The following is a 14,420-nucleotide window of genomic DNA, read 5'->3' as shown; positions in this document are numbered from 1 at the left end:
CGCGCCCTCCGGCGGATCCCACCGGACCGGCCCTACGCGCTGCGGGCGTCGCCCCCGGTGCGCCGGGCGTGCCGGGCGCGGGCGGGCAGCGCCGCCCAGACCGTCACCTCGCCGGGCGCGTCGCGGACGCCCCAGTCGCTGGCCAGTTGGTCGACGATGCCCAGACCGCGGCCGCCGCGCGAGGTCAGCGAGGGACTGGCGGGTGACGGCCGGGTGGCCGCGCCGCCGTCGGTGACCTCCAGGGTGAGCACGCCGTCGGCGTGCATCTGCCAGCGGACCAGCACCCCGCCGTCGGTCTCGGCGGGGACTTCCTCGCGCTCCCGGCCGCCGGGCGCCGGATGCGTCCCGGAGGGGACGCCGACCAGCAGCTGGTCCACCACCTCGGCCCGGGCCCCTCGGCCCAGGGCCCGCAGCGGGCCGAGCGGACGGGCGTACCGGCAGGCGTTGCTCAACAGTTCGGAAAGGATCAGTACAGCATCATCGATGACCGGTTGCGGTATCTGCCGGTCACCCAGATCTCGACGCAGTCGGCGCCGTGCGACCCCGACACTCGCTGGGCCGTGCGGCACTGCCATGGTCGATGAAGTAGGCACTTCACGCGCCACCATCAACGCCACCCCCGGACCTCCTTCAGCGTATGCCGAGGGATGGATGCCCCTTGGTAATGCGTCGGAAACGACCAACGGGGGATCCCGCGGGTCCATTTCGAGCGGCGCGACCCAGGGTGGGCGAGAGGTCATTCCGTGCTCACCCTCCGTCGCCCGCGCGCAGGAATTCCGGCAATACCGTGCGCGGAAGGTTTGACTGCCGACCAGAGCGATCGGGTCCCACCGGTACGGCGGCGGTTCCCGGGATCACCGCCCCCGTTCACCGTCCCCGTTCACCGCCGGGGATCACCGCTCCGTTCGCCGCGCGGCTCACCACGCGGCTCACCGTCCGAGCTGGGCCAGCACCTCCGCGGGCCGGTTGGTGATGATCGCGGAGACGCCGAGTTCCAGGCAGAGCTCGACGTCGGCCGGGTCGTCCACCGTCCACACGTGCACCTCGTGGCCGAGCTCGCGCAGCCGGGGCACCAGCTGCGGCCTGGCCTTGATCAGCTCGATGCCCGGACCGGCGATCCGCGCCCCGCCCGGCAGCGGACGGCCCGGGCGCAGCCGGCCGAGCAGCGGCAGCATCCGTTCGATCAGGAACACCCGCCCGTACTCGGGCGCGGTGGCGGCCACCCGGTCCAGCGCGATCGAGGAGAAGCTCATGATCCGGGCGGACGGGCGGTCGGCCTCCCTGGTCGCGCCGATCTTGTACCGCTCCAGCATCCGCAGCAGCTCGGCCTCGACCCGGCCGCGGAACCGCACCGGGTGCTTGGTCTCGATCGCCAGGTCCACCGGGCGGCCGCAGTCCACCACCAGCTCCAGCAGCCGCTCCAGCCGCAGCACGCCGCGCAGCTCGGGGTCGGTGCTGGGCCTCCCGGTCTTCCAGGCAGCGAAGTCGTACGCCTCCAGCTCGGCGAGGGTCATCGCGGAGACGGTGCCGCGGCCGTTGGAGACCCGGCTGATCCGGCGGTCGTGGACGCAGACCAGGTGGCCGTCGGCCGTCAGCCGGACGTCGCACTCGACGGCGTCCGCGCCCTCGTCGAGCGCGCGCCGGTAGGCCGCGAGGGTGTGCTCGGGCAGCGCGTGGGAGGAACCGCGGTGGGCGATCACCTGGACGGAGTGCGCGGTGCGCGCCGCCGCCGGGGGCAGGTCTGGGCTGGTCACGGGCCCCACGATAGGGGGCGCAGGTGTCGCGGAGGCGAAGTCGGCCCCAACCTGGGGGGCCGGCTCCGCCTCCGCGGTCCGCAGGGGTGCGCGGCGGTCCGCCGGGGCGCACCGCCGCGGTCGGGCGCCGTCTCAGGCCCGGGAGGTGCGGCGGGTCAGCGGGGTGAGCGCCCAGGTGGCCAGCGCCGGGACCAGGAAGGCGAACAGCGAGGCGGAGGTCCACTCCTGCGGGGTGAAGTGCAGCGCCTCCTGGGCGGAGGTCCAGAAGTCCACCCACCAGCCGGCCACCGCGGTCGGCGCGATGAACTGGTAGACGACGAAGCCCAGCACCCACGGCAGCAGCATCAGCCAGCGGGACGGCGCCCGCTCCGAGAGGTCCCAGCCGTGCCGGCCGGCGCCGAAGAAGTAGTCCACCGCCAGCACCGCCAGCAGCGGCACGAACACCGAGCCGATCAGGCCGAGGAAGTTGCTGTAGGTGTCGGTGAACCGGTCGATCCGCAGCGCCAGCACGGTGGTCAGCACGCCGATCCCGCCGCTCAGCACCCGGCGGTCCACCCGCGGCAGCAGGTTCTGCAGCGACATCGCGGTCGAGTACACGTTGGCGAAGGACTGGTCGGTCTCGCGCAGCACCAGCACCAGCAGGAACAGCCAGCCGGCCCAGACACCGAGGAAGGAGTCGAAGATCCGGCTCGGGTCGCCGTCGGACTGCAGCAGCGCCATCAGGCCGAGCACGTAGCACCAGACCTGGGCGACGGTGTAGCCGGAGAAGCTGCCCCAGAAGGACGAGCGCGGGGTGCGCGAGTGCCGGGTGTAGTCGGCGGCCATCGGCACGAAGGAGATCGACACCGCGATCATCGCGTCGGTGGCGCCGAGGAAGCCGTGCCAGTTGCCCGCGCCCGGGTCCGGCACGCCCTGCCGGCCCAGCTGGACGGTGAAGTACACCATCGCGACCGCGACCGCCCCGGCCACGAAGCGGCGCAGCACCGCGATCGAGCCCAGCGGCCAGATCGTCAGGGCGGTGGTCAGCGCGCCCGCGAGCAGCACGAACAGCCAGCGGTAGCCGGTGGTGTGGGCGACGGTCTGCGCCCCCGCCGCGATGGTCAGCAGCTCGAACACGCCCCAGCCGATGCACTGGACGATGTTCAGCACGGTCGGCAGGTAGGACAGCCGGGTGCCGAACAGCCCGCGCAGGTTGGCCATCGCGGGGGCGCCGGTGCGGGCGCCGATCAGCGCGGCCACACCGAGCATCGCGGTGCCGACGGCCGTACCGGCCACGATCGCGGTCACCGCGGCGGCCAGCGACAGCTCGCTGCCCTTCTCGCCGAGCACCGTCGCCGCGGTCGAGAAGCCGATCAGGCTGACGCCCAGGTTCATCCAGAGCGCGAAGTGGTCCCGGAAACGCAGGGTGCGCGGCGGCTCGGTGTCCAGCACCAGCGGCGCCTCGACCCGGTGGTCGAGCAGTGCGGTGGCCGCGGCGGGGACGGGGGGGAAGGCGGAGAAATCCTTGGGCTCGGGCGCGCCCGAAGAAGAGGATGACGAAGCAGGCGGCATGGCCGATACTCCCTACGCCGGCATTACCCGGACAGGTTCCGGCGGTCAGCGCCCCCTCGACGGTCGGCCTGTCGCTCGCCTGGCGTACCGTCGACATGCGCACTCTCAGCCTGGTGGGTCCAAGCTCCCGCGTGTCAGTTTGGAGCGACAGGCTAACCGGCACGGGTGCGAACGCCAAAGGCCGCGGGGTGCGCGGTCCGCATCGCGGGATGCCGGCGGGGGTGGGGAGCCCCGGCCGTCGGCGGCGGCTAAGGATTCTTATGAGTTCTTCAGAGGGGTCCTTACGGCAATCGAATCGACGGTGCGAAAAACTATGGTCCTTGGTTCTGTCAGCTATGGAGGTCGTCCGTGAGCACCGAGCGCGAGGTTGGGCCCACCGGGCCGCAGGGGGAGCAGCCCGCCGGGGCCCAGGAGGCGGCAGGCGCCGCTTCCGACAGCACCGCTCAGGGCGGTCACAAGCCGACCATGGCGTTCAGCCGGGTCCCGGCGCCGGCGGCCGAGCCGGTGGCCGAGGCACCGGCGGTGGCCGAGGCACAGGCGGCTGACGGTGCTCCGGCCGACGGCGCTCCGGCGGCCGCCGACAGCGGTCACAAGCCGACCATGGCGTTCAGCCGGGTCCCGGCGCCGGCCGCCGAGCCGGTGGCCGAGGCACCGGTGGCGGACGAGGCTCCGGCCGAGGGCGGCCACAAGCCCACCGTCGCCTTCACCAAGGTCCCCGCGCCGGAGGCCCCGGCAGCGCCGGCCGTCGAGGAGCCGGCCGTCGACCCGGTCACCGGCTACATCGACGCCCCGCCGCCGGTCCTGCCGCCCGCGCCGCCCGTCGCGCCCGCCCCGGCGGTGGCCGCCCCGGCCGCCCCGGCGGTGGCCGCGCAGGCCGCCGCTCCGGCCGCGCCCGCCGTGCCGCCGGGCACCAACCCGTACGCGACCCCGACCCACGGCGTGCCCGCCGCCGGTGCCCAGGACCCGTACGGCGTTCCGGCCGCCAACGCCCAGGAGCCGTACGGCACCCCGGCCGCCGGCGGGCCCGCCCCGCACGCCCACCACCCCTTCGGTGCCGGTCAGCCGCTCGGCGGCTGGGGCGCCCACGACGCCGCCTCCGGCGGTGCCGGCCACCCCGGCGGTCCGAACGGCCCGCTCGGCTACCCGGCCGACTACCCCGGCGGCCCGACCGGCCCCGGCGGCCCCGGCGGCCCGCGCAAGAAGCGCGGCGGCCTGGTGGCCCTGCTCGCCGCCGTAGCGCTGGTCGCCGGTGTCGCGGGCGGTGCGATCGGCGTGGTCGCCACCGACCGCAACAACAGCAGCAACTCGGCCGACGACCACCGCAGCACCACCGTCCAGGCCAGCAACACCCAGAAGAACGAGCCCGCCCCCGGCTCCATCGCGAGCATCGCGCAGAAGGCGCTGCCCAGCGTCGTCACCATCAAGGCGCAGGGCTCCCAGGAGTCCGGCACCGGCACCGGCTTCGTCTTCGACACCGAGGGCCACATCCTCACCAACAACCACGTGGTCGCGCCGACCCTCAGCGGCGGCAAACTGACCGTCAAGTTCGCCGACGGCACCTCCTACAGCGCCTCGGTGCTGGGCCACGCCGAGGGCTACGACGTCGCCGTGGTCAAGATCGACAACCCGCCGAAGGCCAAGCTGGCCCCGCTGGCACTGGCCGACTCCGACAAGGTCAACGTCGGCGACGCCACGATCGCGATCGGCGCGCCGTACGGCCTGGAGTCCACCGTCACCAGCGGCATCGTCAGCGCCAAGGACCGCCCGGTCGCCTCCGGCGACGAGACCGGCTCGCAGGCCTCGTACATGAACGCCCTGCAGACCGACGCCTCGATCAACCCCGGCAACTCCGGCGGCCCGCTGCTCGACTCCAGCGGCGCGGTGATCGGCATCAACTCGGCGATCCAGTCCAACGCCTCCGCCAACGGCCGGGCCGGCAGCATCGGCCTGGGCTTCGCCATCCCGATCAACCAGGCCAAGTGGGTCGCGGACACCCTGATCAAGACCGGCAAGCCGGTCTACGCCAAGCTCGACGTGCTGCGCAACGACGACTACAAGGGCGACGGCGCCCAGATCCAGACCCGCGACGTCCAGGGCCAGCCGGCCGTCACCCCCGGCGGCGCGGCCGACAAGGCCGGCCTCAAGCCGGGCGACGTCATCACCAAGCTCGGCGGCGCCCCGATCGAGAACGGCCCCGCCCTGGTCAGCCGGATCTGGACGCACAAGCCCGGCGAGACCGTGGACGTCGAGTACACCCGCAACGGCCAGACCATGACCACCAAGGTCACGCTCGGCCAGCGGGACGGTGACCAGTAGCCCCCGGGCGCGCGGAATCGTGTGCACCGAAACCCGCCGGACCCGTTAGGCTGACCTCCGCCTGGAGAGCTGCCCGAGCGGCCTAAGGGAACAGTCTTGAAAACTGTCGTGGCGTGACCCGTCACCGTGGGTTCGAATCCCACGCTCTCCGCCGGTAGGAGAACCACCTGCTCAGGGCGGGTGCCGACATCGAGTCGGCACCCGCCCTCGGTGCTTTTCCGGGCGCGGCGGCCGGGGTTGACCCTGACACCGTGGGAGGCGGTGGAGTGGGAGCACCATGTTGAACATCGGAGACTTCGCCAGCCACGGCCGGGTGTCGGTGCGGATGCTGCGCCACTACGACGCGATCGGACTGCTCCGGCCCGCCCGGGTCGACCCGGTCACCGGATACCGCTCCTACGAGGCGGGCCAACTCGCCCGGCTGAACCGGGTGATCGCGCTCAAGGAGCTCGGCTTCACGTTGCAGCAGGTGCGGGCCGTCCTGGACGAACGGCTGGACGCCGCCGAACTGCGCGGGATGCTGCGGCTGCGGCGGGCCCAGCTCGCCGAGGCGATCGCCGCGGACGAGCAGCGGCTGGCCCGGGTGGAGGCGAGGCTCCGGACGATCGAGAGCGAGGGGAACATGTCCGAGCACGATGTCGTGGTGAAGCCCGTGCCGTCCGTCCGGGTGGCCCAACTGACCGGCGTGGCGGCGAGTTACCAGCCGGAGGACATCACGCCGGTGATCGGCCCGCTGTTCGCGGAGCTGTGCCGCCGGGTCGCCGAGGCCGGGATCGAGGAGGTCGGCCCGTCCGTCGCCCGCTACGAGGACGCGCCGGAGGGTGACGGCTCGGTGCTCGTCAGGGCCGCCGTCCAGATCGCCCCGTCGGTGCCGGCCGGCCGGGACGACTTCGAGGTGGTCGACCTGCCGCCGATCGAGGAGGCGGCGACCGTCGTCCACCACGGCTCGATGGACGAGGCGATGGGCAGCTTCCAGGCGCTCGCCCGCTTCATCGAGGAGAACGGCTACCGCTCGGCCGGCTACGCCCGCGAGCGCTACCTGGAGACCCCGGACGAGGTGTCCGACTGGATCGTCGAACTCCAGGAACCGCTGGCCCGCCGGTAGCAGGCCGCGCGGCCCCACCCGCCGCCGCCCCACCCGTGGCGCCCGCCGCCGCCCCACCCGTGCCTCGTGGCGCCCGCCGCCGCCCGGAGGCCCACTTGCCCGCCTCCGGGCCTCCGGGCAGAGTGCGGAGGGGGAGGCGGCGCGGCGGTGAGTGGAGGCGGCGATGAGTGACCTGACGGACCGACTGGCGCAGGGTCTCCCGGCGGGGGCGGTGGTGGTGGATCCGGACGTGACCGCCGCCTACAGCCATGACATGGCGGGCTTCTGCGTCGCCGGCGCGCCCGCCGTGGTGGTGTTCCCGGAGACGGTCGAGCAGGTGCAGCACGTGCTGCGCACCGCCACCGAGCTGCGGGTGCCGGTGGTGCCGCAGGGGGCCCGGACGGGGCTGTCCGGGGCGGCGAACGCCGTCGACGGCTGCATCGTGCTGTCGCTGGTGAAGCTGAACCGGATCCTGGAGATCGACCCGGTGAACCGCGTCGCGGTCGTCGAACCGGGCGTGGTGAACGCCGAACTGTCGCGCGCGGTGGAGGAGTTCGGACTCTGCTACCCACCGGACCCGTCCAGCTGGGAGTCCTGCACGATCGGCGGCAACATCGGCACCGGCGCGGGTGGCCTGTGCTGCGTGAAGTACGGCGTCACCAGCGAGTACGTGCTCGGGCTGGACGTGGTGCTGGCGGACGGGCGGCTGCTGTCGACCGGGCGTCGGACGGCCAAAGGGGTGGCCGGGTACGACCTGACCCGGCTGCTGGTCGGTTCGGAGGGGACGCTCGGGGTGGTGGTGCGGGCGGTGCTGTCGCTGCGGCCGGCACCCGCCCCGCAGCTGGCGCTGGCCGCGGAGTTCCCGAGCGCGGACACGGCCGGTGCGGCGGTGTGCGCGGTGATGGCGGCCGGGCTGACCCCGTCGCTGATGGAGCTGATGGACGCGGTCTCCGTCCGGGCGGTCAACGAGCTGGGGCAGATGGGGTTGCCGGAGTCGACCCGGGCGCTGCTGCTGGTGGCCTTCGACGGGCCGGACCGGGAGGCCGGGTTGGCGCGGGTCGCGGAGCTGTGCCGCGAGGCGGGGGCGACCGAGGTGGTGCCGGCCGAGGACCAGGCGGAGTCGGACCTGCTGCTGGCGGCCCGGCGGCTGGCGCTGCCCGCACTGGACCGGCTGGGGACCACGATGATCGACGACGTGGCGGTGCCGCGCTCCCGGCTGGCCGAGATGCTCAACGGCGTCGCGGTGATCGGGGAGCGGCACGCGCTGACCATCGGGGTGGTCAGCCACGCCGGGGACGGCAACACCCACCCGATCGTGATCTTCGACGGCGCGGACCCGGAGCAGGCGGTCCGCGCCCAGCGCTCCTTCGAGGAGATCATGGCGCTCGGGCTGGAGCTGGGCGGCACGATCACCGGGGAGCACGGGGTCGGGCTGCTCAAGCGGGACTGGCTGGCCCGCGAGCTGGGGCCGGTCGCGCTCGACCTGCAGCGGCAGCTGAAGGCGGTCTTCGACCCGCTGGGAATCCTCAATCCGGGCAAGATGGTCTGATTTTCGGAGCCGGCTGATTCCGCCCGCCTTTTCGGTGCGACTGTCCGATGGTCTGCGGATGGCCGAAAAAAGTCGACATGGAAGGGTGGCCGAACTTTTCGGGGGCGTGTTCCATGGCGGTCCGCGCCGGGGTGGTGCGCCCGGTGGTTCGCGTGACGTCGAAGAGGCCCGTTCCGGCGGCCGCCGAACGGCCGTCCTCCGGGCGTATTCCCAGGTCATCGGCGGTGTGTCGGCGCGCTGTCCGGTTCGGTGCCCACTATTCGCGGCCTCGGTGGATATCACGCAAACGGGCGAAAACCGCTCTGTCGACTAGTGCTTTGTCGATTTGTTGCGGAAGGCTGTCTTCCGGCGTCGCAGCCCGCAGGTGTTCGTCCGGCCGGCGAACCCCCGCACTCCAGGCACGACCAATGCACGATCAACAGCTTCTTGGAGGCTCACATGGCTCGTATCGACACCCGAAGGGTGTCCGGGTTCCTGTTCGCCGCCCCGCCGGCGGCGGGTCTGCTGCTGGCGGGTGCCGGGATCGCCGCGGCCGACAGCGGCGCGGGCGCCGCGGCCGGTTCCAACGCCGGCAACATCCTGGCCGGCCAGGGGAACAAGAACGTCAACGTCCTCTTCTTCTCCCCCGCCTTCGGCTGACCTCCCGGCACCACCGCCGGCGGGGGCGCCGGAGGTGGACGGCCGCGGGTGAGCTGAGCACCCGTGGAGGGAGATCGGACGAAGGCTTCGACCGGCCGGCGGAAAGGGTCGCCGCGAAACCGGCCTCGTGGGCGGTGCCGCCATCGGCACCGCCCACGAGCGTGTCCGGCGCCGGTCCGCGGAAGCCTGCGGGGCGCACCACCCGTGCGAGCGGCCGGGATCCGCCCACCGAGGGCCCGAGCCCGGAGCCGTCGGCCCACGGCGGTACGGTTGCGCTCCGACAGCGCTCCACGCGCCCGGGCCCGGAACGGACGGCCCGGCCGGGGCGGCGACCGCGGCAACCGGAAGGAAGGTGCGCGATGGCGGCGGAGGACGAGGGCCTGACCGGCCAGGGCGGGGCCAGGCCCGCACCGGAGTCGCAGACCGACGCGTGCCCGGCACCGCTGGAGGAGCGCCGGCCCGAGCCCAGGTCGGTCCCCGAACTGCTGCTCGGCCGCCCGCCGATGGCCCGCCCGCTGCCCTCCTTCGACCCCGAGGCCGCCCCCGCCGAGCCCGGCCCGCTGTTCGTGGACTGGCTCGCCACCGCGCTGGACGCCGGGGTGCTGGACCCGCAGGCCTTCACCCTCTCCACGGTCGACGCCGACGGCATGCCGGACGCCCGGGTGCTGGTGCTGCGCGACGTGGACGCGGCCGGCACCGGCTGGAACTTCTCCGCCGCCGCCGACAGCCCCAAGGGCCGCCAGCTCGCCCACCACCCGGCCGCCGCACTGACCGTCTACTGGCCGCAGTTGGGCCGCCAGGTGCGGGTCCGCGGCAGTGTCGAGCGGGCCGCCGACCTGGTCGCCGCCGCCGAGTTCGCCACCCGCTCGCCCGCCGCCCGGATCGGCGCGCTGGTCGGCCGGCAGAGCGAGCCGTTGGGCGCGCTGGAGGAGTACGACGCGGCGGTGGCGGTGGCCCGCCGCAGGCTGGCGGCCACCCCGGACGCCGTCGCGCCCGGCCATGCGGTCTACACCCTGTGGGCGCACGAGGTGGAGTTCTGGCAGGGCGACGCCCAGCGCCGGCACGTCCGGCTGCGCTACACCCGCACCGGCCCGGTCCGCGCCCCGGAGTGGTCCCGCACCTTGCTCTGGCCGTAAGTGCCCCGAGCTGTGCCCCAAGCGCGCTGAGCGTCCTGAGCATCCTGAGCGCCGGGCGCGCTGTCGGCCGGCAGCAGCGCCGTCAGCGCCGCCCGGTCAGCGTGGCCCCCACGCTGGACGCGACCACGCAGCCGATCCCGGCCAGCTGTGCCGCGCCCAGCAGCTGGCCGAGCACCACCAGCCCGACCAGCGCGCTGACCGCCGGCTCCAGGCTGACCAGCACGCTGAACACCCGCTGCGGCATCCGGCGCAGCGCCGTCATCTCCAGCGCGTACGGGAGCACCGGCAGCAGCACCGCCACCCCGGCCACCGAGGCGAGCAGCACCAGCGGCGAGGCGCCGGGGGAGGTCAGCCCGTCCCAGGCCTCGCCGAACCCGAACGGTGCGAGGGCCAGCGCCCCGACCGTCATCGACACCGCCAGGCCCTGGAAGCCCTGGAAGGTGGCGCCGACCTTGTCGGTGAACAGGATGTACACCGCGTAGCAGGCGGCCGCACCGAAGGCGTAGAGCAGGCCGACCGGGTCGAGCGAGCCGCCGCCGTCACCCTCGCCGAGCAGGGTCAGCAGGACGACGCCGGCCGCGGCGAGCAGCGCCCAGAGCAGGTGGCCGGCGCGCCGGGCGAAGACCAGGGCGACCGCGAGCGGGCCGAGGAACTCGATGGTCGCGGCGGTGCCCATCGGCAGCCGGTCGATCGCCCCGGCGAACAGGTACGTCATCCCGGCCGAGGCGACGCCGAGCAGGGCGGCCGCGGCGAGGTCGCGCGGGCGCTTGTCGCGCAGTCTGGGCCGGGTGACGGCGATCAGGATGGCCGCGGCGAAGGCGAGTCGCAGGAAGGTGGTCCCGCTGACCCCGAGCGGGCCGAACAGCGGCTTGGACAGGGCGATGCCGGTCTGCACCAGGAACATCGCGACCAGACACAGAAGCGGCGCCGGGATCCGCTCCGGGCGCCGCAGGGCCTTGCCGAACCGGCCGGTGGACCGGCCGGTTCGCACCCCGGGGGGCGCCGCGGAGCCGGGCTCCCCACCTCGTCGCCAGCTGCCCCGCTCGCCGGCAGGCTCGCCCTTGGGGGCGGGCGGCATGGCAAGGGCCTCGGCGACCGCGGCAGCCGAGGTGGGGACAGCGGTTTCGCTGGTATGGGAGGTGGGCATGCTGAGGAGTTTGCCGTAAGGAGTGATGTACGGGCAAGCTCGTTACGAATATCGGGACGCATGCGGACGGGTAGGCCCGAAAGGGTGGCCTCGCGCGGCCCGTCGATAGGGTGGCCGCTCACCGAGCACGGAGGGGGCGGCATGTCGAACGGCCAGGAACACCCGGGCGCGGCCGGGTACGGCGGCACCCCGCAGCAGGGACCGTACGGCCCGAGCCCGTACGGCCCGAGCCCGTACGGCCCGAGCCCGTACGGCCCGTATCCGTACGGCCCCCATCCGTACGCCCAGCCGGTCCCGCCGCACCAGCCCCAGCCCCAACCCCAGCCCCGCGCCGTTCTCCCCGGCCCGCTGCCGCGCCGCAACCGCCTGGTCGTGCTGCTCCAGTTCCTCCTGCAGTGGATCTACGCCCCGCTCTGGATCCTCGCCCTGGTGGCCGTCTTCGCGATCCTCCTCGCGGCCGCAATCTTCTCCAACTACGGTGGCGAGGGGCCCAGTTCGGACGGCTGGCTGCGGGTCAACCGCAGCTTCGTCCCGCCGCGCCGCCTGCGGGCCGAGCTCACCGGCCGCCCCGAGGACTGGGAGCGTTACGTCACCCCGGTGCTCAGGCGCCGCATCGCCGCCGCCGAGGCGAATCACGCGGCCGGCGGCGGCCGGCTGCAGCTCGACCTCAGCCGCGAGGTGTCGGTCGAACTCGCCGCGCGTCTCTACCGGGGCCTCGGCGCCCAGGGCGTGGCCCGGGTCGCCGAGCGGTTCGGCTGGCAGGGGGCGCCGACCGGCACGGACGCCGAGCGGGTCCGGCTGGTCCGCCGGATCCCCGCCCCGGCCACGCTGAGCGCCCCCTCCCCGCAGGACCCGCCGGCCGCCCCCGGCACCCCGTGGGGCCCGCAGCCGGGCCGCTCCGCGCCGCTGCTGCCCGTGATCTTCCTGCTCCAGATCGTCTACGTCCCGGTGTACGGCCTGCTCACCTTCTGGGTGGACCGCACCGAGCCCGACTACTGGGAGCGCTGGGGCGCCCGCTGGACGGTCGGCCCGCGCGCCTTCCGGGCGGAGTTCACCGGCAGCCGGGCCGGCTGGGACCGCCACGTCCGCCGCATCCTCAAGCGCGAGGCCACCCGTGAACTCGGCCGCACCGCCGACAGCTACGGCCGGCTGGTCGCCCCGGACGGCACCTTCCTGCGCCGCATCCAGCTGCACCGCGCCACCTACCGCGGCGCCGGCGCCCACCGGGCCCTGTGCATCGCCGCCGAGCAGGGCTGGACGCTCGACCCGGCCTTCGTCCCGGACCCGGCCAACTCGCTGCGCCTCTGCCGCCCCGACCACCGCTGAGCCGCCCGGCGACGGCCCCGCGACGGCCCAGCAACGGCTCAGCGACGGCCCCGCGACGGCCGGGGAGGCAACGCGGCGGATCCGTGATCCGTGCAACGGTTCCGGGATGCTGACAGGGGTGGACGGAAACGGCACAATCGGGCACGTCCGCGCGTATTACCGCCCGGTAGGTGTGCCGTAGGAGCCACCAGTGCCGCCAGGTCGAGGAGGACCCGTGTTCAGCACGATGCAGGACGTACCGCTCACCGTCGCCCGGATCCTGGAGCACGGGTCCACGGTCCACGCCCGATCCACCGTCACCACCTGGGACGCCACCGGGCCGGTCGTGCGGACCTACGCCGAGGTGGGCGCCCGCGCCGCCCAGCTCGCCCACGCGCTGCGCGACGAGCTCGGGGTGACCGGGGACGACCGGGTGGCGACCCTGATGTGGAACAACGACTTCCACCTGGAGGCGTACCTCGCCGTCCCCTCGATGGGGGCCGTGCTGCACACCCTGAACCTGCGGCTGCCCGCCCAGCAGCTGTCCTTCATCGTCAACCACGCCGCCGACCGCGTGATCATCGTCAACGGCACCGTCCTGCCGCTGCTCGCCGCCGTGCTCCCGGACCTCGCGCCCACCCTGAAGCACATCGTGGTGGCCGGCCCCGGCGACCGTTCGCTGCTGGCCGGCTTCGCGGGCGGCGTGCACGACTACGAGGAGCTGGTCGCCGACCGGCCCACCGAGTACCCGTGGCAGCGCGACATCGACGAGCGCCAGGCCGCCGTGCTCTGCTACACCTCGGGCACCACCGGCGACCCGAAGGGCGTGCTCTACAGCCACCGCTCGATCTACCTGCACTGCATGCAGGTCAACACCGGCGACAACTTCGCCTTCACCCCGCGGGACACCGCCCTGCCGGTGGTCCCGATGTTCCACGTGAACGCCTGGGGCATCCCGCACGCGGCCTTCATGTCCGGCGCCAACCTGCTCATGCCGGATCGTTTCCTCCAGCCCAAGCCGATGGCCGAGATGATCGCCGCCGTCCGCCCCACCGTCAGCGCCGCCGTCCCCACCATCTGGAGCGGCCTGCTGGACGAGCTGGACGCCGGCGACTACGACACCTCCAGCCTGCGCATGGTGGTCATCGGCGGCAGCGCCTGTCCGCCCTCCCTGATGAAGGCCTACGACGAGCGCCACGGCATCCGGGTGCTGCACGCCTGGGGCATGACCGAGACCTCCCCGCTCGGCTCCTTCGCCCAGCCGCCGGGCGGCCTCACCCCCGAGGAGGAGTGGCCGTACCGGATCACCCAGGGCCTCTTCCCGGCCTCGGTCGAGGCCCGGCTGATCGGCCCGGGCGGCGAGCGGATGCCGCACGACGGCGTCGCGGCCGGCGAGCTGGAGGTGCGCGGTCCGTGGATCGCCGGGGCCTACTACGGCGGCGCCGGGCAGGACCCGCTCCGCCCGGACGACAAGTTCTCCGAGGACGGCTGGCTGCGCACCGGCGACGTCGGCACCATCACCGCGGACGGCTACCTGACCCTCACCGACCGGGCCAAGGACGTCATCAAGTCGGGCGGGGAGTGGATCTCCTCCGTCGAGCTGGAGAACGCCCTGATGGGCCACCCCGAGGTGGCCGAGGCCGCCGTGGTCGCGGTGCCGGACGAGAAGTGGGGCGAGCGCCCGCTGGCCACCGTCGTGCTGCGCCCGGGTGCGACCGCCGGCCTGCGGGAGCTGCGGGCCTTCCTGGCCGAGCGGGTCGCCTCCTGGCAGCTGCCGGAGCGCTGGGCGATCGTCGAGTCGGTCCCGAAGACCTCGGTCGGCAAGTTCGACAAGAAGGTGATCCGGGCGAGCTACGCCGCCGACGAGCTGGACGTCATCACGCTCGGCAAGGAGTAGGACGGCGGGAGGGCCGGTCCCCGTGCGGAACGGGGGCCGGCC

The 14,420-nt window shown here is 73.9% G+C and carries 11 protein-coding genes and 1 tRNA gene; 8 read left to right on the top strand and 4 right to left on the bottom strand.

Going from position 1 to position 14,420, the window contains the following annotated elements; translation table 11 throughout:
- Positions 1-32: 32 nt before the first annotated feature.
- The 3 genes from ACZ6Z8_RS35730 to ACZ6Z8_RS35720 form a co-directional block, all read right to left on the bottom strand.
- Positions 33-617: an ATP-binding protein gene (locus ACZ6Z8_RS35730; RefSeq protein ID WP_465614165.1), complete on the bottom strand. Its 585-nt coding sequence runs from the start codon at positions 615-617 to the stop codon at positions 33-35.
- A 312-nt stretch (positions 618-929) separates the two neighbouring features.
- On the bottom strand, positions 930-1,754 hold the full coding sequence (locus ACZ6Z8_RS35725; protein WP_465614164.1) for a glycerophosphodiester phosphodiesterase: 825 nt from the start codon (positions 1,752-1,754) through the stop codon (positions 930-932).
- A gap of 132 nt (positions 1,755-1,886) precedes the next feature.
- A complete protein-coding gene (locus ACZ6Z8_RS35720; protein WP_465614163.1) occupies positions 1,887-3,305 on the bottom strand; it encodes a purine-cytosine permease family protein in 1,419 nt (472 codons plus the stop codon).
- Between the two features lie 348 nt (positions 3,306-3,653).
- Between ACZ6Z8_RS35720 and ACZ6Z8_RS35715 the strand changes: the two genes are divergently transcribed.
- The 6 genes from ACZ6Z8_RS35715 to ACZ6Z8_RS35690 all read left to right on the top strand — a co-directional run bounded on the left by ACZ6Z8_RS35715 (position 3,654) and on the right by ACZ6Z8_RS35690 (position 10,029).
- Entirely contained in the window at positions 3,654-5,621 is a 1,968-nt protein-coding gene (locus ACZ6Z8_RS35715; RefSeq protein ID WP_465614162.1) for a S1C family serine protease, read from the top strand.
- A 63-nt stretch (positions 5,622-5,684) separates the two neighbouring features.
- Positions 5,685-5,772, top strand: a tRNA-Ser gene (locus ACZ6Z8_RS35710).
- Positions 5,773-5,898: 126 nt separating this feature from the next.
- Positions 5,899-6,726, top strand: a complete 828-nt coding sequence (locus ACZ6Z8_RS35705) for a MerR family transcriptional regulator (RefSeq protein WP_465614161.1) — start codon at positions 5,899-5,901, stop codon at positions 6,724-6,726.
- Between the two features lie 163 nt (positions 6,727-6,889).
- Positions 6,890-8,254 carry an FAD-binding oxidoreductase gene (locus ACZ6Z8_RS35700; RefSeq protein ID WP_465614160.1) on the top strand — a complete coding sequence of 455 codons (1,365 nt, stop codon included), beginning with the start codon at positions 6,890-6,892 and terminating at the stop codon, positions 8,252-8,254.
- Between the two features lie 438 nt (positions 8,255-8,692).
- Positions 8,693-8,893, top strand: a complete 201-nt coding sequence (locus ACZ6Z8_RS35695) for a hypothetical protein (RefSeq protein WP_465614159.1) — start codon at positions 8,693-8,695, stop codon at positions 8,891-8,893.
- Between the two features lie 359 nt (positions 8,894-9,252).
- A complete protein-coding gene (locus ACZ6Z8_RS35690; RefSeq protein WP_465614158.1) occupies positions 9,253-10,029 on the top strand; it encodes a pyridoxine/pyridoxamine 5'-phosphate oxidase in 777 nt (258 codons plus the stop codon).
- An 82-nt stretch (positions 10,030-10,111) separates the two neighbouring features.
- Here the strand turns inward: ACZ6Z8_RS35690 and ACZ6Z8_RS35685 are convergent, their stop codons facing one another.
- Complete coding sequence (locus ACZ6Z8_RS35685) at positions 10,112-11,176, bottom strand: EamA family transporter (protein ID WP_465614157.1); 1,065 nt, start codon at positions 11,174-11,176, stop codon at positions 10,112-10,114.
- A 141-nt stretch (positions 11,177-11,317) separates the two neighbouring features.
- Here ACZ6Z8_RS35685 and ACZ6Z8_RS35680 point away from each other — a divergent pair, with 141 nt between their 5' ends.
- Together ACZ6Z8_RS35680 and ACZ6Z8_RS35675 are read left to right on the top strand one after the other, a co-directional pair.
- A complete protein-coding gene (locus tag ACZ6Z8_RS35680) occupies positions 11,318-12,502 on the top strand; it encodes a hypothetical protein (RefSeq protein ID WP_465614156.1) in 1,185 nt (394 codons plus the stop codon).
- Between the two features lie 214 nt (positions 12,503-12,716).
- The gene (locus ACZ6Z8_RS35675; protein WP_465614155.1) at positions 12,717-14,378 is read left to right on the top strand and encodes a long-chain fatty acid--CoA ligase; all 1,662 of its coding nucleotides are present in this window, start codon (positions 12,717-12,719) and stop codon (positions 14,376-14,378) included.
- Positions 14,379-14,420 lie beyond the last annotated feature (42 nt).

It is taken from the genome of Kitasatospora sp. NPDC101108 (genome assembly GCF_055584725.1).
The sequence above is the reverse complement of the archived record's forward strand: the minus strand, read 5'-3'. Positions and strand labels throughout refer to the sequence as shown.